Annotated in this window: 24 protein-coding genes; 15 read left to right on the plus strand and 9 right to left on the minus strand. The window is 67.5% G+C overall.

Annotated elements, in window-relative coordinates; all coding sequences use genetic code 11:
- Nucleotides 1-181: 181 nt before the first annotated feature.
- The 10 genes from LHU95_RS04015 (at nt 182) to LHU95_RS04060 (ending at nt 8,946) form a co-directional block, all read left to right on the plus strand.
- Nucleotides 182-991, plus strand: a complete 810-nt coding sequence (locus LHU95_RS04015; protein ID WP_248710092.1) for an isocitrate lyase/phosphoenolpyruvate mutase family protein — start codon at nt 182-184, stop codon at nt 989-991.
- A 170-nt stretch (nt 992-1,161) separates the two neighbouring features.
- Nucleotides 1,162-1,842, plus strand: coding sequence for a 3-oxoacid CoA-transferase subunit A (locus tag LHU95_RS04020; RefSeq protein WP_248710093.1), 681 nt, complete (start codon nt 1,162-1,164; stop codon nt 1,840-1,842).
- A gap of 24 nt (nt 1,843-1,866) precedes the next feature.
- Complete coding sequence (locus tag LHU95_RS04025; RefSeq protein ID WP_248710094.1) at nt 1,867-2,511, plus strand: 3-oxoacid CoA-transferase subunit B; 645 nt, start codon at nt 1,867-1,869, stop codon at nt 2,509-2,511.
- Complete coding sequence (locus LHU95_RS04030; protein WP_248710095.1) at nt 2,508-3,584, plus strand: acyl-CoA dehydrogenase family protein; 1,077 nt, start codon at nt 2,508-2,510, stop codon at nt 3,582-3,584. The genes LHU95_RS04025 and LHU95_RS04030 overlap by 4 nt, the downstream gene beginning before the upstream one ends.
- Nucleotides 3,581-4,363 carry an enoyl-CoA hydratase-related protein gene (locus LHU95_RS04035; RefSeq protein ID WP_248710096.1) on the plus strand — a complete coding sequence of 261 codons (783 nt, stop codon included), beginning with the start codon at nt 3,581-3,583 and terminating at the stop codon, nt 4,361-4,363. The genes LHU95_RS04030 and LHU95_RS04035 overlap by 4 nt, the downstream gene beginning before the upstream one ends.
- A 255-nt stretch (nt 4,364-4,618) precedes the next feature.
- Nucleotides 4,619-5,788, plus strand: a complete 1,170-nt coding sequence (locus tag LHU95_RS04040; RefSeq protein ID WP_248710097.1) for an acyl-CoA dehydrogenase family protein — start codon at nt 4,619-4,621, stop codon at nt 5,786-5,788.
- Nucleotides 5,785-6,408, plus strand: a complete 624-nt coding sequence (locus tag LHU95_RS04045) for a DsbA family protein (RefSeq protein WP_248710098.1) — start codon at nt 5,785-5,787, stop codon at nt 6,406-6,408. Before LHU95_RS04040 ends, LHU95_RS04045 begins: the two co-directional genes overlap by 4 nt.
- Before the next feature lie 51 nt (nt 6,409-6,459).
- Nucleotides 6,460-7,863, plus strand: coding sequence for an amidase family protein (locus LHU95_RS04050; protein WP_248710099.1), 1,404 nt, complete (start codon nt 6,460-6,462; stop codon nt 7,861-7,863).
- Between the two features lie 23 nt (nt 7,864-7,886).
- Complete coding sequence (locus LHU95_RS04055; RefSeq protein ID WP_248710100.1) at nt 7,887-8,231, plus strand: hypothetical protein; 345 nt, start codon at nt 7,887-7,889, stop codon at nt 8,229-8,231.
- 457 nt (nt 8,232-8,688) lie between these two features.
- Nucleotides 8,689-8,946 (plus strand): hypothetical protein, encoded by a 258-nt coding sequence (locus tag LHU95_RS04060; RefSeq protein ID WP_248710101.1) that lies wholly within the window; start codon nt 8,689-8,691, stop codon nt 8,944-8,946.
- 389 nt (nt 8,947-9,335) lie between these two features.
- Here LHU95_RS04060 and LHU95_RS04065 read toward each other — a convergent pair whose 3' ends face one another.
- Together LHU95_RS04065 and LHU95_RS04070 are read right to left on the minus strand one after the other, a co-directional pair.
- Nucleotides 9,336-9,677, minus strand: a complete 342-nt coding sequence (locus tag LHU95_RS04065; protein WP_248710102.1) for a hypothetical protein — start codon at nt 9,675-9,677, stop codon at nt 9,336-9,338.
- 49 nt (nt 9,678-9,726) lie between these two features.
- Nucleotides 9,727-10,713 carry a tripartite tricarboxylate transporter substrate binding protein gene (locus LHU95_RS04070; RefSeq protein WP_248710103.1) on the minus strand — a complete coding sequence of 329 codons (987 nt, stop codon included), beginning with the start codon at nt 10,711-10,713 and terminating at the stop codon, nt 9,727-9,729.
- Nucleotides 10,714-11,016: 303 nt separating this feature from the next.
- Between LHU95_RS04070 and sdhC the strand changes: the two genes are divergently transcribed.
- From sdhC to LHU95_RS04095, 5 genes are all read left to right on the plus strand, one after another.
- Complete coding sequence (sdhC, locus tag LHU95_RS04075; RefSeq protein WP_248710104.1) at nt 11,017-11,454, plus strand: succinate dehydrogenase, cytochrome b556 subunit; 438 nt, start codon at nt 11,017-11,019, stop codon at nt 11,452-11,454.
- Nucleotides 11,455-11,459: 5 nt separating this feature from the next.
- Nucleotides 11,460-11,864 carry a succinate dehydrogenase, hydrophobic membrane anchor protein gene (gene sdhD, locus LHU95_RS04080; RefSeq protein ID WP_248710105.1) on the plus strand — a complete coding sequence of 135 codons (405 nt, stop codon included), beginning with the start codon at nt 11,460-11,462 and terminating at the stop codon, nt 11,862-11,864.
- 117 nt (nt 11,865-11,981) lie between these two features.
- Nucleotides 11,982-13,793 (plus strand): succinate dehydrogenase flavoprotein subunit, encoded by a 1,812-nt coding sequence (sdhA, locus tag LHU95_RS04085; RefSeq protein WP_248710106.1) that lies wholly within the window; start codon nt 11,982-11,984, stop codon nt 13,791-13,793.
- 105 nt (nt 13,794-13,898) lie between these two features.
- Nucleotides 13,899-14,681: a succinate dehydrogenase iron-sulfur subunit gene (locus LHU95_RS04090; RefSeq protein ID WP_248710107.1), complete on the plus strand. Its 783-nt coding sequence runs from the start codon at nt 13,899-13,901 to the stop codon at nt 14,679-14,681.
- 241 nt (nt 14,682-14,922) lie between these two features.
- Nucleotides 14,923-16,506 carry an ABC transporter substrate-binding protein gene (locus LHU95_RS04095; protein WP_248710108.1) on the plus strand — a complete coding sequence of 528 codons (1,584 nt, stop codon included), beginning with the start codon at nt 14,923-14,925 and terminating at the stop codon, nt 16,504-16,506.
- 60 nt (nt 16,507-16,566) lie between these two features.
- On the opposite strand, the gene LHU95_RS04100 is transcribed toward LHU95_RS04095, so the two are convergent.
- The 7 genes from LHU95_RS04100 to ggt all read right to left on the minus strand — a co-directional run bounded on the left by LHU95_RS04100 (nt 16,567) and on the right by ggt (nt 25,122).
- A complete protein-coding gene (locus LHU95_RS04100) occupies nt 16,567-16,899 on the minus strand; it encodes a hypothetical protein (protein ID WP_248710109.1) in 333 nt (110 codons plus the stop codon).
- 83 nt (nt 16,900-16,982) lie between these two features.
- Entirely contained in the window at nt 16,983-19,658 is a 2,676-nt protein-coding gene (ppdK, locus tag LHU95_RS04105) for a pyruvate, phosphate dikinase (protein WP_248710110.1), read from the minus strand.
- Between the two features lie 12 nt (nt 19,659-19,670).
- On the minus strand, nt 19,671-21,827 hold the full coding sequence (gene glyS, locus LHU95_RS04110; protein ID WP_248710111.1) for a glycine--tRNA ligase subunit beta: 2,157 nt from the start codon (nt 21,825-21,827) through the stop codon (nt 19,671-19,673).
- Nucleotides 21,827-22,216 carry a type II toxin-antitoxin system VapC family toxin gene (locus LHU95_RS04115; protein WP_248710112.1) on the minus strand — a complete coding sequence of 130 codons (390 nt, stop codon included), beginning with the start codon at nt 22,214-22,216 and terminating at the stop codon, nt 21,827-21,829. The genes glyS and LHU95_RS04115 overlap by 1 nt, the downstream gene beginning before the upstream one ends.
- Complete coding sequence (locus LHU95_RS04120; protein WP_248710113.1) at nt 22,213-22,476, minus strand: type II toxin-antitoxin system VapB family antitoxin; 264 nt, start codon at nt 22,474-22,476, stop codon at nt 22,213-22,215. The genes LHU95_RS04115 and LHU95_RS04120 overlap by 4 nt, the downstream gene beginning before the upstream one ends.
- A 26-nt stretch (nt 22,477-22,502) precedes the next feature.
- Nucleotides 22,503-23,363, minus strand: coding sequence for a glycine--tRNA ligase subunit alpha (locus LHU95_RS04125; protein WP_248710114.1), 861 nt, complete (start codon nt 23,361-23,363; stop codon nt 22,503-22,505).
- A gap of 103 nt (nt 23,364-23,466) precedes the next feature.
- On the minus strand, nt 23,467-25,122 hold the full coding sequence (ggt, locus tag LHU95_RS04130) for a gamma-glutamyltransferase (RefSeq protein WP_248710115.1): 1,656 nt from the start codon (nt 25,120-25,122) through the stop codon (nt 23,467-23,469).
- Nucleotides 25,123-25,278: the final 156 nt, after the last annotated feature.

The following is a 25,278-nucleotide window of genomic DNA, read 5'->3' on the forward strand; positions in this document are numbered from 1 at the left end:
GGCATCTCCCTTTTGGCAGGGAGGGTTGCGCCCCCCAACTCGTTGCGGAGTGTGGCGCCGGCTTGCCCAGGGATCAAGCAGCGTGCTGGCCCGGTGCAGGGCTGCGCTTCGGAAAACGCTGAACCCTTTGCGTGGCGGCGGCGGTTAGACTGCTTCGCCCAAGCCAGCGAGGATCGCGCCCATGTCCGCCGCCTATGAAGCCTTCCGCGACCTGCATCGCAGCATCTTCGTCATGCCCAACCCCTGGGATGGCGCCTCCAGCCTGCTGCTGAAGCGCGAGGGGTTTGCCGCACTGGCCTCCACCTCGGCCGGCCTCGCCTTCGGGCTGGGCCTGCCCGATGCCGCCGCAGCGCTGGGGCGCGATCTCTCCATCGGGCACGCGGCGATGATCGCGCGGCTTTCCGGCCTGCCGGTGAATGGCGATCTGGAGGATGGCTTCGGCCCCACGCCCGAGGATTGCGTGGCCACGGTGGAGGCTTCCATCGCCGCCGGCCTGGCTGGCTTGGGGATCGAGGACACGACCGCCGACCCCTCTCGGCCCATCCATGATTTCGACCACGCCGTGGCGCGCATCGCCGCCGCCGCAAAGGCCGCGAAGGGCCGCATATTGCTCACCGCCCGGACCGATAACTTCCTGCATGGCCGCCCTGACCTGGATGACACCATCCGCCGCTTGGTCGCCTTCGCGGAAGCGGGTGCCGATGTGCTCTACGCCCCCGGCCTGCCGGATATGGCGAGCATCGAGGCGGTGGTGCGCGCCGTCTCGCCCCGGCCAGTGAATGTGGTGTTTGGCCCGCGCTCCGGCCCCGTGCCGCTTTCGGTGCTGGAAGCGGCCGGCGTGAAGCGCGTCTCGCTTGGCGGGGTGCTGTATCGCCACGCCATGGGCGCGCTGGTCACGGCCGCGCGGCGGCTCAAGGCGGGGGATTTCGACTTCATGGCCGGGGCCCCAACCAGCGCCGAAATCACGGCGCTGCTCCCGTCACAGGGCTGACCCGAGCGCCTTTCCACCAGCCGCCCCCTTCCAGAACCGCCGCCAACAACGCAGTATCCGGCGCGAATAGCGGCGGCGCGCGGTGCGCAACCGACGAGCCGGGAATGCCCCACCTGCGGCGCGCAAGCCAAGCCGCCGGAGGCGGCGCCCGGCGTTTGAGGGCAGGAAATATGATCAACAAGATCGTCAACACGCTGGCCGAGGCGCTGTCCGGCGTGAAGGATGGCAGCACCGTCCTGATCGGCGGCTTCGGCAGCGTGGGCCAGCCCGATGCGCTGATCGAGGCGCTGATCGAGCAGGGCGCAAAAGACCTCACCTGCGTGGCGAACAATGCCGGCACGGGGCGCGTGGGCCTGGCCAAGCTGATGGAACTCGGCCGCGTGCGGAAGATCATCTGTTCCTTCCCGCGCAGCGCCGGCAGCGTGGTCTTCGAGGAGCTGTACCGCGACGGCAAGATCGAGCTGGAGATCGTGCCCCAGGGCACCATGGCCGAGCGCATGCGCGCCGCCGGTGCCGGCATTCCCGCCTTCTTCACCGCCACCTCGCACGGCACGCTGCTGGCCAAGGGCAAGGAGGAGCGCGAATTCGACGGCCGCAAATATGTGATGGAGCGCGCGCTGCACGCCGATGTCGCGCTGATCGAGGCGTGGGAGGCGGATCGCTGGGGCAACCTCACCTACAATCTCTCCGGCCGGAACTTCAATCCGGTGATGGCGATGGCGGCGGAGCTTACCATCGCGCAGGTGCAGCACATCGTGGAGCTGGGCGCCATTGATCCGGAGAAGGTCGCGACACCCGGGATTTTCGTGAACCGCGTGGTCCGTGTGGACCGGGGCGAAGGCTGGGTTTAGGCTCAGGGCAAGAGGAGAAACGTCATGGCAAGCTTCAGCCGCACCGACATGGCCGCCAAGGCCGCCGCCGACATCCCCGAGGGCTGGGTGGTGAACCTGGGCATCGGCATGCCCACGCTCATCGCCGACCAGGTGCCGCTGACGCGGGAGGTGATCTTCCAATCCGAAAACGGCGTGCTCGGCATGGGGCCAGCGCCCGAAAAGGGCCAGGAAAACCCCTGGCTGATCAACGCCGGCAAGCAGATGGTGACGCTGCGTCCGGGTGGCAGCATCTGCCACCATGCCGACAGCTTCGCCATGATCCGCGGTGGCCATATCGACCTGTGTGTGCTGGGCGGCTTCGAAGTGGCCGAGAATGGCGACCTCGCCAATTGGGCCACCTCCGAGAATGACACGGCGCCGGCCGTGGGTGGGGCGATGGACCTCGGCGCCGGCGCCAAGCGCCTCTGGGTGGTGATGGACCACACCACCAAGGATGGCCGCCCCAAGATCGTCGAGCGCTGCGGCTATCCGCTGACCTCGCTGGGTTCGGTCAGCCGCGTCTATACCAGCCTTGCCGTGCTGGATGTGGTGCAGGGGCTCGGCTTTGTCGTGCGCGACATCGTGCCGGGGATGAGCCTGGAGGAACTCCAGTCCAAGAGTGGCGCCAAGCTGCACACAAGATCATGAGCGGCGTTTCCCCCTTCACGGAGGATCGCGCCGAAAGCATCGGGATGATCCGCGATTCCGCGCGCGGATTGCTGGGTGCCGACATGGCGCGCGTGCGCAAGCTGCGCTTCACCGAGCCGGGCTTCGACACAACGCTGCTCCGCCAGATGGGCGAGGCGGGCTGGATCGGCCTCGCCATTCCCGAAGCGGCCGGCGGCACCGGCCTCGGCATGGCCGAGATGGTGGCCCTGGCCGAGGAAATCGGCCGCGCCTGCGCGCCCGAGCCGCTGATCGGCTGCGCGCTCTCGGCGCATCTTCTGGCGGCCGCCGGCGAGACGGTTTTGCTCGCGCAACTCCTGGCGGGCGAGGCGGTGGTGCTGACCGCCTGGCAGGACCGCGCGAATACGCTGGGCCTCGCCGCCAGCACGGATGGTGCCCGCAGCTTCGTGCCGGGTGCGGCCGGGGCCACGCATATCCTCTGGCCCGTCGGCGAAAATGGCCGCATCGCGCTGCATGTGCTGACGCGCGACCAGATGGAGATCACCACCGAAGCGACGCAGGATGGCGGGCATCTCGGTACTGTTCGCCCGCTGCCCTACACCGGCCATGGCCCGGGGCGTCACATCGGCGATGACATCGGCGCCGCCCTGACCGAGGGGCTGGACCGCGCGGCACTCGCCACCGCCGCCGCCCTGCTGGGCGGCATGGAGGCCGCCTTCGCCATGACGCTGGATTACCTCCGCACGCGGCAGCAATTCGGCAAGATCATCGGCAGCTTCCAGGCGCTGCAGCACAAGGCGGCCGATGCGAAGATGCAGATCGCGCTGACCCGTGCGGCCGTCGAGCAAGCCGCCGCCGCGCTGGACGAAGGCGCCCCCTCCCACGCCGTCAGCCGCGCCAAGGCGCGCGCGAGTGAGGCGGCGATGCTGGTGAGCCAGGCCTGCGTGCAGCTGCATGGCGGCATCGGCTACACCGATGACTACGATGTCGGCCTGCATATGCGCCGCGCCATGGTGCTGGTGCCCGCCTTTGGCGGGGCGGCCCTGCACCGCCGCCGCTTCATGGAACTCTCGCCGGAGCTCGAAGACGCATGAACGACATGCCAGATACCCGCATGGAGATCCTGGAGGAGCGCCACGGCGCCGTCCTGGTCCTCACCATTGACTACCCCGCGCGGCGCAACGCGCTCGCCGTGCCGCTGCGCGAGAAGATGGAGCACGCCCTCGAACGCGCCAGCGTGGATGGCGTCACGCGCGCCATCGTGCTGACCGGCGGCGGCGGCGTCTTTTCCGCCGGCGGCGACATCTCGGGCATGAATGTCGAGACCGCCTTTGACGGGCGTGACCGCATGCGCCGCACCCATCGCCTGGTGCGCCTCATGGCGCGCGGCAACATCCCCATCGTCGCCGCCGTCGAGGGCTGGGCCGTGGGGGCGGGCCTCTCCATGGCGCTGCTCTGCGACACCATCGTCGCCGCCGATGATGCGCGCTTCATGGCCGGCTTCCACAAGATCGGCCTGATGAGCGACATGGGCATGCCCGCGACCCTGCCCGCCCGCATCGGCGTGGGCCGCGCGCGCGACATGCTGCTGCACCACACGCAATATCTGGGCACCGAGGCGCTGAAGATCGGCCTGGTGGACTATGTCGTGCCCAAGGGCGAGGCGCTGAAGGTGGCCCTCGAAAAGGCGCAGCATCTGGCCCATGAAGCCCCGCTGCCCATGGCCTACACCAAGCAATGGTTCGCCGATGACCTGGAACGCGCCCTGGCCCGCGAAGCCGATTTCCAGGCGGCCCTCTTCGTGACGGAAGACCACAAGGAAGGCCGCGCCGCCTTCCTCGGCAAGCGCAAGCCAGTCTTCCAGGGGCGGTGAGATGCGCGATGGTGGTCCTCAGGAGGGCGCTGCCCTCCCGAACCCTCCTGCCGGGGACTTTGTGTCCCCGGACCCCTTGAGACTTTTGTTCGATTTCAGGGGAAGGGCATCGAGCATGCTCGATGCCCTTCCCCTGAAACCGAACCATGTGCCTGGGTCCAGGGGCCAAGGCCCCTGGCGGATGGGGTTCGGGGAAGGCAGAGCCTTCCCCGAGAGCCACCGCCCCGCATCCCAACCATCCCATGGAGGTCCAGCATGAACGCCATCACCGGCCGTGAGCCCGAGGATTTGAATGCGCTGCCGGACGAGATGTTCCGCGCGCATATCCGGTCCTGGATCGAGGCCAATTATCCGGCCGAGATCCGCAACCCCGAGAAGCGCCTCCACTGGGAGGAGAACAAGGTCTGGTACTTCAAGCTGGCCGAGAAGGGTTGGCTCTGCCCCGGCTGGCCGCGCGAATATGGCGGCCTCGGTCTGGCGCCGGCGAAGCAGATCATCTTTACGGAGGAGCTGGAGCGCCATGGCTGCGCCCGGTGCAATGACCACGGCATCATCATGCTGGGGCCGCTGGTGATCCGCTACGGCACCGAGGCGCAGAAGCAGCATTTCCTGCCGAAGATCCTGAGTGGCGAGCACATCTGGTGCCAGGGCTATTCCGAGCCCAATTCCGGCTCGGACCTGGCCAGCCTGCGCACCGAGGCGGTGGATGCGGGCGACCATTACGTGGTGAATGGCCAGAAGACCTGGACCACGCTGGCCTCCGACGCGAACTGGATCTTCCTGCTGGTCCGCACCGACAAGGCGGCGAAGAAGCAGGAGGGCATTTCCTTCCTGCTGGTGGACATGAACACGCCCGGCATCACCGTGCGCCCCATCATCAACCTCGAAATGCATGACGAGTTCTGCGAGGTGTTCTTCGATGATGTGAAGGTGCCGAAGGCGAACCTGGTCGGACAGCTCAACAAGGGCTGGGACATGGCCAAGGCGCTGCTGAGCTTCGAGCGCATCTATCTCGGCTCCCCGCGCCAGTCCGCCTATGCGCTGACGCGGCTGCGCCAGCTGGCCGAGCGGATGGGTGTGGCGGAGGAGCCGCTTTTCGCCGAGCGCTATGCCCGCCATCGCTGTGACCTGGAGGATCTGAAGGCGCTTTATGGCCGCTATGTCGAAGTGCTGAAGCAGGGCCGCCCGTTGGGGGCCGATGTCAGCCAGCTGAAGGTCATCCAGTCCGAGCTCTTCCAGCGCATCACCGAGACCATGCTGGAAGTGGCGGGCGAGAACGCCGGCCTCTTTGGCCCGATGGAGGGCAACCGCAACCTCAACCCCGGCGCGCTCTACATCCAGGCGCGGCCGACCAGCATCTATGGCGGCACCAACGAGATCCAGCGCAACATCATCGCCAAGAACGTGCTTGAGCTTCCCGGGTGAAGCGCACCTGGTATTTCGACCTCATCTCGCCCTTCGCCTATCTCGCGCTGCCGCGTGTCTTGGCGCTCGGTGAAGTGATGGGGGGCGAGGTGGAGCTGCGCCCCATCGTCTTCGGCGCCGTGCTCAGCCATTGGGGCCAGCTCGGCCCGGCCGAGATCGCGCCCAAGCGCGTGCAGACCTATCGCCAGACGCAATTCCAGGCCGAGCAGGCGGGCATCCCGTTCCGCTTCCCGCCGCGCCATCCCTTCCGCTCGCTGGAGGCGCTGCGGCTGCTGACGGCCCTGCGGGGTGATCCGGCCGCCGTCCAGGCCGCCTTCGCCTTCATCTGGGGCGAGGGGCGGGACCCGCATGAGGAAGCGGCCGCCCTGCGCGAGCGCCTGCCGCCCGTGACCGAGGAGGCGCTGCTCGCCGCCAAGGAGGAGCTGCGCGCGGCAACGAATGCGGCCATCGCGGCGGGGGTTTTCGGCGTGCCCACCCTGGCCATCGGCGCGGAGCTGTTCTGGGGTGCTGACGCCATGCCCATGGCCGAGGCGTTCCTGGCCGATCCTGCCCTGTTTCAGCGCGGCGAAATGGCCCGGCTCGGCGATTTGCCCCTGGGGATCGAGCGGCGGCGCGGTTGACCTGACCCGGCCTCTGGCCGAAGAATCATTGCGCAATTGAAGGAGCGCGCGATGACCGACCTCTGGCGACTGGACGCGACCGACATCGCGCGGCTGGTGCACACGAAGCAGGTCTCGGCGCGCGAGGTGGCGCTCTCGGCCCTCGGCCGGCTGGATGCGGTGAACCCCAGGCTCAACGCGGTGATCCAGTTCATGCCGGAACAGGCGCTGGCCGCCGCCGATGCGGTGGATGCCGGGATCGCCCGCGGCGAGGCGCCCGGCCTGCTGGCCGGGGTGCCGGTCACCATCAAGGTCAATACGGACCAGGCCGGCTTCGCCACCACCAATGGCCTGAAGATCCAGGCCGGGGCCGTGGCGCGCGAGGACAACCCGCTGGTCTCGAACTTCCGCAAGGCGGGAGCCGTCATCATCGGGCGGACCAATACGCCGGCGTTTTCGGTGCGCTGGTTCACCTCCAACGACATCCACGGCCCGACCTTCAACCCGCGCGACAAGGGGCTGACGCCGGGGGGCTCATCCGGTGGCGCGGCCTCGGCCACGGCGGCGGGCATCGGCGCGATCGGGCATGGGACGGATATCGGCGGCTCGGTCCGCTACCCGGCCTATGCCTGCGGCATTCACGGGCTGCGGCCCACGCTGGGGCGCATCCCGGCCTGGAATCCGGGCCTGCCGGAGCGGGATATCGGCCCGCAATTGATGGCGGTGAGCGGCCCCCTGGCGCGCAGCATCCGGGACCTCCGGCTGGGCCTGGCCGCGATGAGCGCGCCCGATCCGCGCGACCCCTGGTGGGTGCCGGCACCGCTGGAGGGGCCGGCCATGCCCCGGCGCGCGGCACTCTGCGTCGCGCCGGATGGCATGAAGGTGGCGCCGGTGATCGTCGCCGCGCTGCGGGACGCGGCCCAGCGGCTGCGCGCCGCAGGCTGGGAGGTCGAGGAACTGGGCAGCCTGCCGCCGCTGCGCGAGCCCGCGCGGCTGCAAGCCCAGCTCTGGCTCTCCATGCTGCCGCGCGGCGGCATGGCGGCGGTGGAGCAGGAAAACGAGCCGACCGCCCTGGCCGTCTATCGCCACATGCAGGCGCTGACGCCGCCGCCCGGCCTCGTGGAATTCCAGGATGCGCTGACCTTGCGCGCCGGCTTCCTGCGCGCCTGGAACCTCTTTTTCGAGCGTTATCCGGTGGTGCTGATGCCGGTTTCCGGTGAATTGCCCTTCCCTGACCAGGCGGATCAGGGCGGTGACGCGGCGTTCGCGGGGATCATGGAAGCCCAGCTCACCCAGGTTGGCCTGCCGTTGCTGGGCCTGCCCGGGCTTTCCGTCGCGACCGGGCTGTCCGGCACGGCGCCGCTTGGCGTGCAGCTGGTGGGCGGACGCTACCGCGAGGACCTCCTGCTCGCGGCGGGTGAGGCGATTGCGGCGGCCGGCGCGCCGCCCGCCCCGATCGACCCGCAATGGGCCTGATGGGGGGCCAGATGGGGGGCCTGATGCGCGCATTCTGGTTGCTGCCGCTGCTCGCCGCCTGCGCCGGCGGCGGGGGGGGCAGCGTCGCGACACTGGGCTGTGGGGGCGATGTGCGCCTGCGCAATGTGGGCGGGATGACGGTGGAGCAGGCCTATTTCAGCCCGGCCGGCTCCAGCGGCTGGGGGCCGGACCTGCTGGCGCCGGGCACGCTGCCGCCGGGCGGCAGCCAGGTGGTGCGGGCCGCGCCGGGCCGCAATGCCGTGCGGATCATCTTTGCCAATGGGCGGGCCGCCGAAATGCCCGCCATGGATGTCTGCGCGACGCCCAGCCTGAACATCGAGCCGACAGGGCTTCTCGCCAGCCGCTGAGGCGCGCGGGGTGCGGCTGGGCGCGGGGGCCTTGGGGCCCCTGGCCTGTCGCATGGAGCTTTCTGATTCCAAACGGAAAATCAACGGGCAGGACGCCAGCCTTGTGGCTGGCTGAACGGGAGGATGCGCGGTTCTCCGTATGCCCGCCATGCCGCCTCTTTGCCCCGCTGGCGTGCCGGCGGCCTGGCGCCGCGGATGGGCAGCCATCTCATTCGCCGCCTTGGAGCGTCTAAAAAATGCAATTTTCATCACGATTAAAAATTTTGCTTGGTCATTTCCCCAAGCTCGTGTAGGTATTTTGATGTTGAGAGATCGTATCGCTAATTTCAGCGATAATCATCTCAAAAAGAGAGAGTCCATGTTTCTCGCATACTCTTCCAGGAATGCATCGGCGGGGAGGGGGCTTCGGGCCCCTCGGCCGCTGGCATGGCCAGGCTGAGCACGAGGAATTCCCCCCATGCGCAACGCCCTCCCCCTGCTGATCGCCGGCACATGCCTGGCCATTCTCCCCTTGCTCGGGCCCGCGGCTTCGGCCGTGCCGGGCGGGCTGGAGCGGGCACGCCCCTGCGTGGCCGCCAGTGCCGCGCCCATCACCGCGACGCGCGATTGGCTCGGCAGCCTGCATGGCTGGCAGGATAGCGCCCTGGTCCTGGTCTGGCGCAGCAGCCTGGCCGCCGCCAAGGGGAAGCCGGCGCCGAGCGCCTGCGCCGGTTAGCGCCGCATCCGTTCCAACGGGTTGGCTTGGACGGATAAAGCTGCCCGGACATCAATCGGCCAGGGGTTGTTCCATGAGCCCTTGCGAGCGGAACAAGCTCTGGAAAACAACGGGGTGGAGGTTGTGCCGAAAGCCTCGGCGCACAAAGCAAGCGCGCGCAGCCGCAAGCCGCGCCCCTTTGCAGGGCGCCCAGGCGTCGCGTGAACGCAGAGGCCCGGGCGGCGTCGCCGTCTTCGGTTTCGCTGAAACCGCGCTGCCGGCTGGTGAGGCGGAATGCCAGAAACACCGCCGGGCGAAGCCCGTGCCCTGCCGCCTGGTCCTGCCATGCGGGCCATCCGCGCCCCCCCCACATGGAGGCGGCAGCGCTTCGGCTCACATGCGCGCGGGGTTCAGGCCTTGCGCGCCAGTGTCGGGATTTCCTCGCGCAGGCGGAAGCGCAGCGCGGACCAGGTGGCGTCGAGCGCCACCTGCGTGACCGGCAGCAGCCCGGCCTGGGTCAGCGGCTCCCAGCCATGTTCGCGGTCGAGGTCGGAGCGGACGGGGCCCGTCTTCTTCGGATAGGCGAACCACAAGCGGCCCCCCACACCATAAAGATCGAGTGCTCGCGCTGCGACACGGCCGAGGGCGGCGCGGTCCGGCGCGAAGGCCAGGATCAGCTCCGGCTCGGAGGCCGAGGTCGCTGGCAGGCCGTGCTTGAGGCCGGCGGGCGGCTCCAGCACAGCGCAGACCATGCCGGGTTTGAAGCCGAGCTTGCGGGGAATGGTGGCTTGAATGGCAACGTCAATCAGTGGTCAACCCGGCGGCGCGAGCCACCGGCCCCCAAATGGAATCCTGCGCGCGAATGGTGGCGGCGAGTTCCGATCGCGTGCCCCCGATGGGTTCCGCCGAAAGGGCCCGCAGCCGTTGCACCACGACAGTGTCACGAGCCACTGCAATGGCCGCTGCCTCCAGCTTTGCCAGGACGGAATCCGGCAGCCCGCGAGGCCCCATGAGTGCCATCCAGGTCTCGGCTTCGAAGCCAGGGACCGTCTCGGCGACTGTCGGGGTCTCGGGAAGCAGCGCAGAGCGGGTCCGCGAGGTGACGGCAAGCAGACGAACCCGGCCTTCCCGCATCAGTGGCAATCCGATGACAGCGGCTTCCACATAGACCTGGACGCTTCCATTAAGCAATTCCGGAAGTGCACCGGCCAGGCCCCGGAAATGCACGAAATCACACCGCGCGCCGACCGAGCGGATCAACAATTCCAGCGCCAGATGCTGCGCCGTGCCAGCCCCGGGTGTGCCGCAAGTCCCTGGTCTGGCTCGCAAAACCTCGGTCAGCTCGGCCAGCGTCCGCACCCCCTGGCCGGGAGGGCCCAGCACCAGCATGGGCAGGCTTGCAAAGCGGCTGATGGGGGTCAGGTCTGCTTGTGGGTCATAGCCCATCTGCCGGGATAAATGCCGGCTCAACAACAAGGTGGTCGAGGTGACGAAACCCAGCGTGTTGCCGTCGGGCAGCGCGCGCGCCACCTCCTCCGCCGCGACATTGCCGCGGGCGCCGGTGCGGTTTTCCGCCAGGACCGGGCGGAACAACCGCTGGCCCAGCGCCTCGGCGAAAATGCGGGCCACCTGGTCCACGCCGCTGCCCGGCGGCAGGCCGATCAGCAGGCGAATGGCCTCCCGGCCATCCGCGCTGGCGGTGGCCTGCGCATGCGCCGCCGGCGCTGCCATGAGCAGGCCGAGAGCCAGGTATCCTCCCCAACACGCCAGGCGACGAAGCAGAACCACGCGATTACCCTATCCGGACGACATCTTCCCTGGAAATCCAGCCCAGGCCCTAAAATCCAGTTCAGGCCGTGGGGACATGATTTGGTCATGTGGCTGCACACTCGCGGGAGAGTTGGGGCGGGTCAATCCACTTTTTGAGCCTGGGCGCCATCCTCCTGGACTTGGGCTGAAAAGCTGCCGGAACGGCGCCGCCCGAGCCCCCGTCGGATTGACGCAACTGCGAAGGGACGCCTAGAAGAACCGCAAGAACGAAGGTTGAGGTTGAGTTCCCATGGACGCCGAAGCTGCGAAGGCGACACTCGCATGACGGACCCGCGTGAAGCCGGAATGATTGCGCGGCGTTCCGATGGCACGATCATCCGCCGCCCGCTCTCTCCGCATCTGCAAGCCTATGACATGATGCAGATGACCAGCGCGCTTTCCATCATGCACCGCATCAGTGGCGCGGCCTGGTCGGCCGGAACGCTGCTCCTGGTCTGGTGGCTGATGGCGGCCGCGACGGGTGAGGCGGCCTTCGCCACGGTGCAATGGTTCCTCTCCTCCTTCCTCGGCCTCCTGGTCCTGTTCGGCCTGACGGTGGCGGCCTGGTATCACACGCTCGCCGGGATCCGGCATCTGGTGTGGGATGCGGGGCATGGCTTCGACATGCCGGCGGTGTATCGCAGCGGGCGCCTCGTGCTGATCGGCACGGCGGTGCTCACGGTGCTGACCTGGGTCCTTGTTCTCGTGTTCTGGGGCTGAGCGCGATGGCCAAGGAAAGTGTCACCCAGACCTCGCTGCGCACCTCGCTCGGCCGCGTGCGCGGCATGGGTTCGGCGAAATCCGGCACGCATCACTGGTGGATGCAGCGCGTCACCTCCATCGCCCTGCTGCCGCTGACCCTGTGGTTCGTCGCCAGCATGATCAGCCTGGCCGGCGCCTCCTATCTGGAGACGCTGATCTGGATCGCGCAGCCGGTGAATGCGGTGCTGCTGCTGGTGCTGATCGGCCTCACCTTCCACCACATGGCCGCCGGCCTCCAGGTCGTGGTCGAGGATTACGTGCGCGACGAGTTCAAGCGCCTGGCCTTTGTGCTGCTGATCAAGGCCGCCGCGTTGCTGATGGCGCTGGCCAGCGGCTTTTCTGTGCTGCGGATCGCCTTCGCGCTTTGACGAAACGGGGCTTGTGGTTCCGGCGGGACCACCAAGCTCATGAGGACAGGCCGGGGACAGTCCGGCAAGACACATCGCCCGGCCGAGGCCGGGCACGAGCGGAGCGGACCGGGTCGCATGAACGCCATCAGCAAGCCATCCTTCGGGGCCTATCGGGTCGTGGATCACACCTATGACGTGGTGGTGGTCGGCGCGGGTGGTGCCGGGTTGCGCGCCACCTTCGGCATGGGCGCCTCGGGGCTGAAAACCGCCTGCATCACCAAGGTCTTCCCGACACGCAGCCACACCGTGGCGGCGCAGGGCGGCGTGGGTGCGGCCCTGGGCAATATGGGCGAGGATGACTGGCGCTGGCACATGTACGACACCGTGAAGGGGTCGGACTGGCTGGGCGACCAGGACGCCATCGAATACATGTGCCGCGAGGCCATTCCCGCCGTCATCGAGCTGGAGCATTACGGCGTGCCCTTCAGCCGCACCGAGGATGGCCGCATCTACCAGCGCCCCTTCGGCGGCCACATGAAGGAATACGGCAAGGAGCCCGCGATGCGCGCCTGCGCCGCGGCCGACCGCACCGGCCACGCCATCCTGCACACGCTGTATCAGCAGTCGCTCAAGCATGGCTGCGAGTTCTTCGTGGAATACTTCGCGCTCGACCTCATCATGGATGATGAGGGCGTGTGCCGCGGTGTGACGGCCTGGAACCTGGAAGACGGCACCATCCACCGCTTCCGCGCGCAGAAGGTGGTGCTGGCGACGGGCGGTTATGGCCGCGCCTGGTTCTCCTGCACCTCGGCCCATACCTGCACCGGCGATGGCGGCGGCATGGTGCTGCGCGCCGGCCTGCCCCTGCAGGACCAGGAATTCGTGCAGTTCCACCCGACCGGCATCTACGGTGCCGGCTGCCTCGTCACCGAAGGGGCCCGCGGCGAGGGCGGCTACCTCACCAATTCCCAGGGCGAGCGCTTCATGGAGCGCTATGCACCGACCGCGAAGGACCTCGCCTCGCGCGATGTGGTGTCCCGCGCCATGTCCGTCGAAATCCGCGAGGGGCGCGGCTGCGGCCCGATGAAGGATCACATCATGCTCCATCTGGAGCATCTGGGCGCCGATATCCTGCATGAGCGCCTGCCCGGCATTTCCGAGACGGCGCGCATCTTCGCCGGCGTGGATGTGACGAAGGAGCCGATCCCGATGCTCCCCACCGTGCATTACAACATGGGCGGCATCCCCACGAACATCCACACCGAGGTGCTGCGCCCCACGCGCGCCGATGAGGATGCGACCGTCCCCGGCCTGATGGCCGTGGGCGAGGCGGCCTGCGTCTCGGTGCATGGCGCGAACCGCCTGGGTACCAATTCCCTGCTCGATCTCGTGGTGTTCGGCCGCGCCGCCGCCCATCGCGCCGCCGAGACGGTAAAGCCCGGCGCGTCCCAGCCGCCGCTGCCGCCGCGCGCGGGTGAGGGCAGCCTGGACCGGTTCGACCGCATCCGCCACGCCAAGGGCAGCACCGGCACGGCCGAGCTGCGCCTGGCCATGCAGCGCACCATGCAGGAACACGCCGCCGTCTTCCGCTCCTCCGAACTGCTGCGTGAGGGTGTGGAGAAGATGAAGGGCGTGCATGCCGGCTTCAGCGACCTCAAGGTCACGGATCGCAGCCTCGTGTGGAACACCGACCTGGTGGAGGCGCTGGAGCTCGACAATCTCGTCGGCAATGCGATGACGACCATCGTGGGTGGTGAGGCCCGCAAGGAAAGCCGCGGCGCCCACGCGCAGGAGGATTATCCGGATCGCGATGACGTGAACTGGATGAAGCACACCCTGGCCTGGATGAATGAGAAGGGCGAGGTGAAGCTCGATTATCGCGATGTGAAGATGCGGACCCTGACCAATGAGGTTCAGGTGTTTCCGCCCAAGGCGCGGGTGTACTAGGCCATGCGCCGCCCGCATCTGCCCGCGGCCTCTGTCCCAGCGTTTTTTGCGAGGCCGATTCACGGCTTCGGTTGCAAGCAACCTCAGCCGATCGGACTCTGAACGATGGCCACTTTCACCCTCCCCAAGAACTCCACCATCCAGGGTGGCAAGACGCACAAGGCGCCGGATGGCGCCACCAACGTCAAGGCGTTCAAAATCTACCGCTGGGACCCGGATGACGGGGCCAACCCCCGCACCGATACCTTCGAGCTCGATCTCGACAAATGCGGCCCGATGGTCCTGGACGCGCTGATCAAGATCAAGAACGAGGTGGACAGTTCGCTCACCTTCCGGCGTTCCTGCCGCGAGGGCATTTGCGGCTCCTGCTCGATGAATATTGACGGGCTCAATACCCTCGCCTGCCTTAAGCCGATTGACGAGGTGAAGGGCGATATCCGCATCAGCCCGCTGCCGCATCTGCCGGTGGTGAAGGATCTGGTGCCCGACCTGTCGCAGCTTTACGCGCAGTATCGAAGCATCGAGCCCTGGCTGAAGACCGAAACCCCGCCCCCGCCCGATGAGGAGCGCCGCCAATCCAAGGAGGAGCGCGCCAAGATGGACGGCATGTGGGAGTGCATCCTGTGCTTCTGCTGCTCCACCTCCTGCCCCAGCTATTGGTGGAATGGCGATCGCTACCTCGGCCCCGCCATCCTGCTGGCGGCCTATCGCTGGATCAGCGACAGCCGCGATGAAGCGACGGGCGAGCGGCTGGATAATCTGGAAGACCCGTTCCGGCTGTATCGCTGCCACACCATCATGAATTGCACGCGGACCTGCCCGAAGGGGCTCAATCCGGCCGAAGCGATCGGCAAGATCAAGACGATGATGGTGGCGCGGCAGGGGTAGCTTCGCCCGGGGGCTCTGCCCCCGGACCCCCGGCAAGAACCTCAGGTTCTTGCATCTCCGACAGATATGGGTGCAGGGAACGTGTTCCCTGCCGGGGGTCAGGGGGCAGAGCCCCCTGCTGCCTCAAACACAGGCATCTCCGCCGAAATCCGGCCCAATCCGCCCCGAAAACCTGTGGACAGCCGGATGAATCCCTCGTCATGCTGCGGCACCAAGCCACAGCTTTTCGGGGTTATCGAACATGGATCGTCGGAGTTTCATGGGTGCGGCCGCCGCCGTCGCGGCCGCCCCCTCCATCGCGCAATCCCAGGGCACCCGCACCCTCAAGATGGTGCCGCACGCCAATCTGACCGTGATGGATCCGGTCTGGACCACTGCCTATATCAGCCGCAACCACGGCTTCATGGTCTGGGACACGCTCTACGGCCTGGATGACGAATACCGCCCGCAGCCGCAGATGGTCGAAGGCCACACCATCGCCAATGACGGCAAGCTCTGGACCTTCACGCTGCGCGATGGCCTGCGCTTCCATAATGGCGAGCCGGTGCGGGCGGCCGATTGCGTGGCCTCTCTGGCGCGCTGGGGCAAGCGCGATGCAATGGGCGCGCGGCTGGCCGCCCTGACGGAGGAGATGGTGGCGCTGGACGACAAGCGCTTCACCATCCGCCTGAGCCGCCCCTTCGGCCTGATGCTGGATGCGCTGGCCAAGCCCACCAGCAACGCGCCCTTCATCATGCCGGCCAGCATCGCGGCGACGGATGCCTTCACGCAGATCCGCCCCGACCAGGTGATCGGCAGCGGGCCCTTCAGCTTCAAGCGCGACGAACTCGTCTCCGGCAGCCGCGTGGTTTACGAGCGCTTCGCCGGCTACACGCCGCGCGCCAATGGCACGCCCTCGGGCACGGCGGGGCCGAAGGTGGTGCATTTCGATCGCGTCGAGTGGCACATCATGCCCGATTTCGCGACCGCCGCCGCGGCCCTCGTCTCGGGCGAGATGGATTGGTGGGAATCGGTGACGCCGGATCTCGCCCCCATGCTGGCCCGCAACCGCAATGTGGCGGTGGTGCAGCCTGATCCACTGGGCTCCATCGCGGTGATGCGGCCGAACCACCTGCATGCGCCGATGAACAACCCGAAATTCCGCCAGGCCTTGCTGCGTGCCGTGAACCAGGCCGACTACATGACGGCCTTCATGGGGCCTGATCCGGCCGGGTGGAAGGCCAGCGTGGGCGCCTTCACGCCCGGCACGCCGCTGGCCAGCACGGCGGGCCTCGAAGTCTTCGAGCGCAACATGGATGTGGCGCGCCGCATGGTCCGCGAAAGCGGCTATGCCAATGAGCGCATCGTCCTGCTGGGCACCACCGACATCGCGAGCCTCGCCGCCTGGTCGCAGGTGGCGGCGGACATGTTCCGGCGCCTGGGCGTGAACATCGACTTCCAGTCCATGGATTGGGGCACCGTGGTGCAGCGCCGCGCCCAGCAGAACCCGATTGATCAGGGCGGCTGGAGCGCCTTCTGCACCAACTGGGGCGGCCTCGATCACCTCAACCCGGCGGGGCACCTCATGCTGCGCGGCCAGGGCCGGGCGGGCTTCATCGGCTGGCCGGAAAGTGCCCGCCTCGAATCCCTGCGCGATGCCTGGTTCGATGCGCCCGACCTGCCGGCCCAGCAGCGCATTTCGGCCGATATGCAGCGCCAAATGGTCGAGGACGTGCCCTATATCCCGCTCGGCCAGTTCTTCCAGCCGCTCGGGCATCGGCGGAACCTGACGGGCGTGATGCAGCCGGGCGGGATCCCGGTGTTCTGGAACGTGCGGAGGACGTGAGCGCAAGGGCTTCGCCCCTGCACCCCACCAAAGGCCACAGGCCTTTGGAAACCGTAAGTTTTAGAGTGCTGGGCGGATGGGGATGGACGGGAACCCGAAATCCTTGAAGTCGCCGAGCCAGGACAGCCTGCCCTGCTCGTTGTATTCGCAGGTCTCGATCTCGACGGAAATCTTGTAGAGCGTCAGCACCAGCGCCTGCATGGCATCCTCGCCGTAGGCATAGGATCGTCTTGCCTTCGAGGTGTCCACGATCTCATAGGGGCAGAACCAGCAACTGGGGTCCGGCGCTAGCCTTGGACGGCCAAGCTGGATCTGGATGCGCGGCTCGCCATCGACCTCCAGGACCGTGGAGGCGATGACGTCCAAGGCATCGTCCCGTGGAATACGAAGCATGCCGCTTCTTCGCTGACAAACGGTTTCCAAAGGCCAATGGCCTTTGGTGGGGGTGCAGGGGCAAAGCCCCTGCGGAACTCCCCTCAAGCCGTCCGATCAGTCTTCCCCGCGCTGTCCAGCGCCGCCTGCGCCGCCGCCAGCCGCGCCACCGGCACGCGATAGGGTGAGCAGGAGACGTAATCCAGCTTCACCGTCTCGCAGAACTGGATCGACGCCGGGTCCCCGCCATGCTCGCCGCAGATGCCGAGCTTGAGGCCAGGCTTCACGCGCCGCCCCTTCTTGGCGGCGATCTTCACCAGGGCGCCGACACCCTCCGGGTCAATGGAGACGAAGGGGTCCTTGGGGATGATGTTCTTCTCGACATAGGCCGGCAGGAACTTCCCGGCATCGTCGCGTGAGAGGCCGAAGGTGGTCTGCGTCAGGTCATTCGTGCCGAAGCTGAAGAAATCGGCCGATTCCGCGATGGAATCGGCGGTCAGGCAGGCGCGCGGCAGCTCGATCATGGTGCCGACCAGGTATTCGATGGTGGTGCCGCTCTCGGCGAAGACCTGGGCCGCGATGCCATCCACCTGGGCGCGGGTGATGTCGAGCTCACGCTTGCTCATCACCAGCGGGATCATGATTTCCGGGATGGGGGCCGTGCCGGTTTCCTTGGCGACGGCGATGGCCGCCTCGAAGATCGCGCGGGCCTGCATCTCGTAGATTTCCGGATAGGTGACGCCCAGGCGGCAGCCGCGATGGCCCAGCATCGGGTTGGCTTCCGAAAGATCGGCCGCGCGACGCTGCATGGCCGCGACCTCGACGCCGAGGCCAACGGCGACTTCGGCGATCTCCTCATCCGTATGCGGCAGGAATTCATGCAGCGGCGGGTCGAGCAGGCGGATCGTCACCGGCAGGCCGGCCATGATGCGGAACAGCTCGGTGAAGTCGCTGCGCTGGAAGGGCAGCAGCTTGGCGAGTGCGGCGCGGCGGCCTTCCTCGTGCTCGGCCATGATCATCTGGCGCACGGCGCCGATGCGGGCGGGGTCGAAGAACATGTGCTCGGTGCGGCAAAGGCCGATGCCCTCGGCGCCGAATTTGCGGGCGGTTTCGGCATCCAGCGGCGTTTCGGCGTTGGCGCGCACCTTCATGCGGCGCACCTTGTCGGCCCATTCCATCAGCTTGGAGAAATCGCCCGAGAGCTTCGGCTCGATCATGGCGACCGAGCCAAGGAACACCTCGCCCGTGGCACCATCCAGGGTGATCAGGTCGCCCGCGCGGACGATATTGCCGCCCGCGGAGAGCGCCTGCGCCGCGTAATCCACCGAGATGCCGCCAGCACCGGCCACGCAGGGCCGGCCCATGCCACGCGCCACCACCGCCGCGTGCGACGTCATGCCGCCGCGCGTGGTGAGGATGCCGCGCGCCGCATGCATGCCGTGAATATCCTCGGGGCTGGTTTCGATACGCACCAGGATGACGCTCTCGCCCTTTTGCGAGCGCATCTCCGCCTCGTCCGAATTGAACACCACCACGCCGGAAGCCGCCCCTGGCGAGGCCGGCAGGCCCTTGCTCAGCAGCTTGCGCGCCGCCTTGGGGTCCAGCGTGGGATGCAGCAGCTGGTCGAGCGAGCCGGGGGCGACGCGCTTGATGGCCTCCTTCTCATCAATCAGGCCTTCGGCGCACATATCGACAGCGATCTTCAGGCTGGCGGCCGCGGTGCGCTTCCCGTTGCGGGTCTGCAGCATGTAGAGCTTGTTCTGCTGCACCGTGAACTCGATGTCCTGCATGTCCTTGTAGTGCTTTTCCAGCACGGCGCGGACGCGGACCAGCTCCTGGTAGGCGGCGGGCATCACCTCTTCCATCGGCTTCTCGCCGGGCTTGGCGCGCAGGGCGGACATGGGCTGCGGCGTGCGGATGCCGGCGACCACATCCTCGCCCTGGGCGTTCACCAGGTATTCGCCGTAGAACATGTCCTCGCCCGTGGAGGGGTCGCGCGTGAAGCAGACGCCCGTCGCGCAATCCTCGCCCATATTGCCGAAGACCATGGCTTGGACATTGACCGCCGTGCCCCAATTGGCGGGGATGTCATGCAGGCGGCGATAGGTGTTGGCGCGGGTGTTCATCCAGGAGCCGAAGACGGCGCCGATCGCACCCCAGAGCTGCGCCTCGGGGTCCTGCGGGAAGGGCTTGCCGGTGGCCTCGGCCACCACATCCTTGTAGCCGGCGGCCACGATCTTCCAGTCATCGGCGGTGAGTGCGGTGTCCTCAGCCACGCCGCGGTCCAGCTTCACGCCCTCGATGATGTCCTCGAAGCGGTGATGGTCCACATCGAGCACCACGGCGCCGAACATCTGGATGAAGCGGCGATAGCTGTCCCAGGCGAAGCGCGCATCGCCCGAGGCGCGGGCCAGGCCTTCCACGGTGGCGTCGTTCAGGCCGAGGTTCAGCACCGTGTCCATCATGCCGGGCATGGAGACGCGGGCACCGGAGCGGACGGAGACGAGCAGCGGCTTTTCGGTGTCGCCGAATTTCAGCCCGACGGCTTGTTCCACCAGGCCGAGTGCCGCCTTCACCGAGGCCATCAGATCGGCCGGGTATTGCTGGCCGTGGTCGTAGTAATAGGTGCAGACCTCGGTCGTGATGGTGAAGCCGGGCGGGACGGGCAGGCCGATGCTGGCCATTTCCGCCAGGTTGGCACCCTTGCCGCCCAGCAGGTTGCGCATATCGGCGCGGCCTTCATTGTGCCCGGCACCGAAGCTGTACACCCACTGGGTCATGCGGAGTTCCTCTTAGGATTCAATCTTGGACAGGTCTGCCACGGAATCCATGGCGGATTTCAGGCGCGATAATAGCCGCAAACGGTTGCGACGTAGAGACCGGTCCGCATCGTTCACCAGAATGTCCTGGAAAAAAGCATCCACGGGGGGGCGGAGGGTGGCGAGGGTGGCCATGGCGCCGGCGAAATCCTCCGCCGCGAGGGCTTGCGCGACGGCGGTTTCGGCGGCGGCCAGCGCCGTGTTGAGCGCCTGTTCCTGCGGCAGGGCGAGCAGGGCCTCGTCCACCGCGCCGGTGTGGGGGCCGTCCTTTTTCTCCTCGATGCGCAGGATGTTTTGCGCGCGTTTATAGGCGGCCAGCAGGTTGGTGCCGTCCTCGGACTCGACCAGCGCCTTCAGCGCCTCGGCGCGGGCGAGGATGCGGAGGATGTCGTCATCCTCGCCGATGCTGGCGGTGACGAGGTCGTGGCGGGCGCCCTCGGCGCGGAGTTGGACACGGAGGCGGTCGGTGATGAATTCGCGCAGCGCTTTCAGGGTTTCCTGAGGGTCGGATACCTGAACTATCGGGTAAGTCGGAAGGCCAGCTGACAACCCTGTTCTGCTCTCGAACGTTTCCTCAGCTTCGTAAAGCGCGCCCAGCTTTGTCTCAGCCTCTGCTTCACTAATCGCGAACTTAACGTGATGCGCAATGATTTCACCAAGCGGGAGTCTCAGCCGTTGCTCCCTCACGATTCGTATAACTCCCAGTGCAGCTCGTCGCAGGGCGTAGGGGTCGCTACTCCCTGTCGGGCGTTCATCCACTGCGAAGAAGCCGGCCAACTGATCGAGCTTGTCCGCCAAGGCTACCGCCACTGCGACCGGCTCAGTCGGCACCTCATCCGTTGGCCCAAGCGGACGATAATGCTGCCCGATGGCATCAGCCACCCGCGCATCCTCTCCCTGTAGGCGGGCGTAGTAGCTGCCCATTACGCCCTGCAATTCCGGAAATTCGCCTACCATGCCTGAGATGAGGTCAGCTTTAGCCAGCTTTGCTGCTCTTTCTGATAACGGTCGGCTAGCGCCGACGCGATACGCCAAGTTCCCCGCTAAGTTTTCAATTCGTGCGATCCGCTGCGCCTGCGTCCCGAGCTTGGCGTGAAACACCACGCCTTCCAGCTTCGGCAGGAAGTCTTCCAGCCTCTGCTTGCGGTCCTGATCCCAGAAGAACCGCGCATCCGAAAGCCGCGCCCGCAGCACCCGCTCATTCCCCGCCACCAGCGCCGCACCGCCGTCGCTCGCGGAGATATTCGCCACCAGCGCGAAGAAGGGCGCCGCCCGGCCATCCGGATGCCGCAGCGCGAAATAGCGCTGGTTCACCCGCATCGAGGTCCGCATCACCTCGGGCGGCAAATCCATGAAGGCCTCATCAATCCGGCCCAGCAGCGGCACAGGCCATTCGACCAGCCCCGCCACCTCGGCCAGCAGGCCCTCATCCGGCACCACTTCCAGCCCTTGCGCGGCGGCCAGTGCGGCCACGCCGTCGCGGATCAGCGCCATGCGTTCGGCGGCATCCACGATGACGAAATCTGCGCGCAGCCGCGCCACGTAATCGGCATGGCCGGTCACCGGGAAGGCGCCGGGCGCATGCACGCGGTGGCCCTCGGTCACATCTCCCGCCACCAGGCGATGCGCCGCATCCTCGCCCCGCGCCAGCGCCACCGGCACCACGCGCCCATCCAGCAGGCACAGGATGCGCTGCAAGGGCCGCACCCAGGTGAATTGGCTGACGCCCCAGCGCATGCTCTTGGGCCAGGGAAAGGCCCAGAGCAGTTCGGGCAGCTTCTGGTGCAGCAGCGCCTCGGCCGTGATGGTCTCGCCCGGCTTGACCAGGACGAGGAAGCCATTCTGCTCCACCAGCATTTCGGCCGTGGCGTTGTGCTTCTTCAGGAAGCCGGCCAGCGCCTGCTCCGGCGCGCCGACGCGCGGTCCGCGTTCCTCCTTCGCCGCCGTCTCGGCCGAAAGCGCCATCTCGGCGACCAGGCCGATGCGGCGGGGGCCGTAGAAGCCGCGTGGCTCGCCCTGGAGCAGGGGTGCCAAGGCCGGCTTGATGAGGCGGCACAGATCTTCGGCCGCCCGCGCCTGCATGCGCGCGGGGATTTCCTCGGTGAGGAGTTCGATCAGCAATTCGGGCACTAGATGGCGGCTTTCACATCGGTTTGGGAAAAATCGTGACCCTTGTAGAGCAGCGCGTCATCCATGCTCACGGCCAGCGCGTAGGAAAAACAATCCCCGAGGTTCAGGGCGGCTGGATGCCGTCCTTTGCCGAAGCGACGCCACGCCTGCCTTGCGGCTTGGGCGTGCCGCGCTGTCACGGGCCATATCCTCACATCCATCTCGCTCAGAAAGGCATCAACCTCGCGTCCCGCAGCCTCTCCACCGCGTCCCTCAACGACCATGGTCAATTCGACCAGCGTCGCAGCCGAGATGATGGCGTCCTGGGCTCCCGCGATGGCGCGCAGATACCGCAAGCCATCAGCCTCCTGGAACAGGACTGCGACAAGGGCCGAAGTGTCGATGATCACCTGGGCAGACCATCCTCGTCGTAGAGGTCCGAATGGTCGCTTTTGCGCAGGTGGGGCGGCACCAATTCCGCGACCCTTGCCGCGATCGCCATGGCAGCGGCGATCTTGGCCTCTTGCGTCGCCCGCTTCTCCCGCTCGCGGGTCGCCCTCAGACTCTGAACTGCCAGGCGGAGCGCACCGATCGTGCTGGTCCCCATCTCTGCGGCCAGGGCCTTGGCTTCCGCGATCAGCACCTCATCCTTGATGTTCAACTGCCCCATGGTAGAACCTCCGCGCACGTTCTACCTTACGCCGCCTCCCGAAGCCAGCTTTCGCAGCACGCCTTCGCCAGGTTGCGCACGCGCCCGATATAGGCGGCGCGTTCCGTCACGCTGATCGCGCCGCGCGCATCCAGCAGGTTGAAGCGGTGGCTCGCCTTGATGCAGTGGTCATAGGCGGGCAGCGCCAGATGCTGGGCGACGAGGGCGTGGCATTCCTGCTCGGCTTCCTCGAATTGGCGCTTCAACAGGGCCACATCGGCGTGTTCGAAGTTGTGGGCGCTGTATTCCCGCTCGGCGCGCAAAAACACGTCGCCGTAACTCACCCCATGGCCGTTGAAATCCAGGTCATACACATTCTCGACACCCTGGATGTACATGGCCAGGCGCTCCAGCCCATAGGTCAGCTCGCAGGAGGGAACCTCGCAGGGGATACCGCCCACCTGCTGGAAATAGGTGAATTGCGTCACCTCCATCCCGTCGCACCAGACCTCCCAACCCAGGCCCCAGGCGCCCAGCGTCGGGCTTTCCCAGTCATCCTCGACGAAGCGGATATCATGCAGCGCCGGGTCGAGGCCGAGTTCCCGGTAGCTGCCGAGCAGCAGCGCCTGCGGGTCCCGCGGGCTGGGCTTCATGATGACCTGGTACTGGTAGTAATGCTGCAGCCGGTTCGGGTTCTCGCCATAGCGCCCGTCGGATGGCCGGCGCGAGGGCTGCACATAGGCCGCACTCCAGGGCTTCGGCCCCAGCGCGCGCAGCGTGGTCGCCGGGTGGAAGGTGCCCGCCCCCATCTCCATGTCATAGGGCTGCAGGATGAGGCAGCCCTGCGCCGCCCAATAGCGATGCAGGGTCAGGATCATGTCCTGGAAGCTGAGCGGCTTTGTCGTCATGCGGGGGTTCTTAGAGCATGATCCGCCGGGGTGGAATCACCGTGGCGGCGAATCATCCCCGAGGCCAGCCGGAGATCATGATCCCGCGGCCGCCGGTCACGCTCTACCGCCGCGCATCGGGGAAGAAGCGCACGCCCGCCGAAGCCGGCCCGCCACCCATGCCGATCGGCGCGCCATCCGCCCGCCAGCAGGAAGCGCCCTCCATCATGCCGTTGTCGTGGAAGTGGATGGCGCCCATGCCCCCCGCCACATGCGGCACGGCCAGCACCTCATGCCCCATCGCGGCCAGGGCGGCGCGGGTTTCGGCGCCAAAGCCCGGCTCCAGCTCCAGCGGGCCGCCCATGGTCCAGGCGCGCGGCGCCTCCACCGCCTCCTGCACGGACATGCCGTGATCCACCAGGTTCATCACCGCCTGGAAGGTCGAGGCGAAGATGCGCAGGCCCCCCGGCAGCCCCAGCGCCGCATAGGGCTTGCCATCCCGCCGCAGGATCAAGGGCGACATGGAGGTGGTGACCCGCTTGCCCGGCTCGATGGACTGCGCGAGGCCGGGGCGAGGATCGAACAGCGCCATGTAGTTGTTGGGGATCAGCCCGCTCTCGCGCAGCAGGATCTTGGCGCCGAACAGGCTGTTGATCGTGTGGGTGCAGCAGGCGATGCGCCCCTCACGGTCGGCCACGGTGATATGCGTGGTGTTGGCGCTTTCGCGGTTGGTCAGCCCCGCGGCCCAGGTTTTCGCCCGCGTCAGGTCCAGGAAACCGCGCCGCTCGGCCGCGTATTCCGGGCTGATCAGCCTGGCCACAGGAACGGTGAGGAAGGCCGGATCACCCGTCGCCACCGCACGATCCGCGAAAGCCATCTTCAGCGCCTCGGCGATCAGATGCAGCGTGGCCGGCGTGCCGAAGCCGCTGGCCGCGATGTCATAAGCCTCCAGCAGGTTCAGCATCTGCAGCACATGCACGCCGCCGGCCGAGGGCGGCGGCGGGCCGAACACCTCCACGCCGCGATAGCTGCCGCGCACCGCCTCGCGCCGGATCATCTTCGCTGCCGCCAGGTCATCCGTGGTGATCATGCCGCCCTTGCGCGCCAGGTCGTGGCTGGCCGAACCGCCGAGATCGCCCTGGTGCAAGGCATCGGCGCCCTCGGCCGCGATGGCGCGCAAGGTCTCGCCCAGGGCCGCGTTGATGAGGCGCGCACCGGGTGCGAGCGGCGCGTCATCGGGCAGGAACAGCCGCGCCATGCCGGAGTCGAGCCGCAGATCGGCGGCCGTCTCCTGGATGCATTCATTCAGGTAGCCGCTCACCTCGAAGCCGCGCTCGGCGAGGCGGATGGCGGGTGCGATGACATCGGCCATGGAAAACCGCCCATGCCGCCTGAGTGCGGCCTCCCAGGCGAGGAGGTTGGCCGGCACGGCGACGGATTGCCCGCCCAGGGTCTGGCGGCGCGGGTCACGCCCCTCGAACATTTCGGGCCGGGCGGCGAAGGGCGCGCAGGCCATGCCGTCCAGCACCTCGTGGCTGCCATCGGGATGCGCCAGATGCATCAGGCCGCCGCCGAAGATGCCCACCATCATGGGCTCGCACACGGTCAGCGCCAGGATGGCGGCGACGGCCGCATCCACCGCATTGCCGCCCTCGGCCAGCATCTGCATGCCGGCCGCACTGGCCGCCGGATGGTTGGTGACGACCATGCCGCGCGCACCCGTGGCGGGCTGCTTGGCAGGGGTGAAACGCGTGCCCGCGCGGGCGTGCCAATCGCTCATGGCGGCAGGCTGGCACGGCGCTGCCCGGGCGTGAAGCGCGTGGCCGGGTGCCGCAGCCGCGGATCGGCACCCGCCCATGCCGGCTGTTGAAGCACGCGGGCGGCAGATCGCGGCCCAGCCCTGTCATGCCCCTGCGCGGCCGTCGCGCCTGCTTCG

This window comes from Sediminicoccus sp. KRV36 (assembly GCF_023243115.1).
GTDB lineage: Bacteria > Pseudomonadota > Alphaproteobacteria > Acetobacterales > Acetobacteraceae > Roseococcus.

What these genes read in the sequence shown, in the direction of transcription:
- LHU95_RS04095 (WP_248710108.1), top strand. Translation starts at nt 14,923, where the DNA reads ATGGATCGTCGGAGTTTCATGGGTGCGGCCGCCGCCGTCGCGGCCGCC.
- LHU95_RS04035 (WP_248710096.1), top strand. Translation starts at nt 3,581, where the DNA reads ATGAACGACATGCCAGATACCCGCATGGAGATCCTGGAGGAGCGCCAC.
- sdhA (WP_248710106.1), top strand. Translation starts at nt 11,982, where the DNA reads ATGAACGCCATCAGCAAGCCATCCTTCGGGGCCTATCGGGTCGTGGAT.
- ppdK (WP_248710110.1), bottom strand. Translation starts at nt 19,658, where the DNA reads ATGACCCAGTGGGTGTACAGCTTCGGTGCCGGGCACAATGAAGGCCGC.
- LHU95_RS04040 (WP_248710097.1), top strand. Translation starts at nt 4,619, where the DNA reads ATGAACGCCATCACCGGCCGTGAGCCCGAGGATTTGAATGCGCTGCCG.
- sdhD (WP_248710105.1), top strand. Translation starts at nt 11,460, where the DNA reads ATGGCCAAGGAAAGTGTCACCCAGACCTCGCTGCGCACCTCGCTCGGC.
- sdhC (WP_248710104.1), top strand. Translation starts at nt 11,017, where the DNA reads ATGACGGACCCGCGTGAAGCCGGAATGATTGCGCGGCGTTCCGATGGC.
- LHU95_RS04060 (WP_248710101.1), top strand. Translation starts at nt 8,689, where the DNA reads ATGCGCAACGCCCTCCCCCTGCTGATCGCCGGCACATGCCTGGCCATT.
- LHU95_RS04125 (WP_248710114.1), bottom strand. Translation starts at nt 23,363, where the DNA reads ATGACGACAAAGCCGCTCAGCTTCCAGGACATGATCCTGACCCTGCAT.
- LHU95_RS04055 (WP_248710100.1), top strand. Translation starts at nt 7,887, where the DNA reads ATGCGCGCATTCTGGTTGCTGCCGCTGCTCGCCGCCTGCGCCGGCGGC.
- LHU95_RS04090 (WP_248710107.1), top strand. Translation starts at nt 13,899, where the DNA reads ATGGCCACTTTCACCCTCCCCAAGAACTCCACCATCCAGGGTGGCAAG.
- LHU95_RS04020 (WP_248710093.1), top strand. Translation starts at nt 1,162, where the DNA reads ATGATCAACAAGATCGTCAACACGCTGGCCGAGGCGCTGTCCGGCGTG.
- LHU95_RS04025 (WP_248710094.1), top strand. Translation starts at nt 1,867, where the DNA reads ATGGCAAGCTTCAGCCGCACCGACATGGCCGCCAAGGCCGCCGCCGAC.
- ggt (WP_248710115.1), bottom strand. Translation starts at nt 25,122, where the DNA reads ATGAGCGATTGGCACGCCCGCGCGGGCACGCGTTTCACCCCTGCCAAG.
- LHU95_RS04015 (WP_248710092.1), top strand. Translation starts at nt 182, where the DNA reads ATGTCCGCCGCCTATGAAGCCTTCCGCGACCTGCATCGCAGCATCTTC.
- LHU95_RS04120 (WP_248710113.1), bottom strand. Translation starts at nt 22,476, where the DNA reads ATGGGGCAGTTGAACATCAAGGATGAGGTGCTGATCGCGGAAGCCAAG.
- LHU95_RS04065 (WP_248710102.1), bottom strand. Translation starts at nt 9,677, where the DNA reads ATGGTCTGCGCTGTGCTGGAGCCGCCCGCCGGCCTCAAGCACGGCCTG.
- LHU95_RS04030 (WP_248710095.1), top strand. Translation starts at nt 2,508, where the DNA reads ATGAGCGGCGTTTCCCCCTTCACGGAGGATCGCGCCGAAAGCATCGGG.
- LHU95_RS04100 (WP_248710109.1), bottom strand. Translation starts at nt 16,899, where the DNA reads ATGCTTCGTATTCCACGGGACGATGCCTTGGACGTCATCGCCTCCACG.
- LHU95_RS04050 (WP_248710099.1), top strand. Translation starts at nt 6,460, where the DNA reads ATGACCGACCTCTGGCGACTGGACGCGACCGACATCGCGCGGCTGGTG.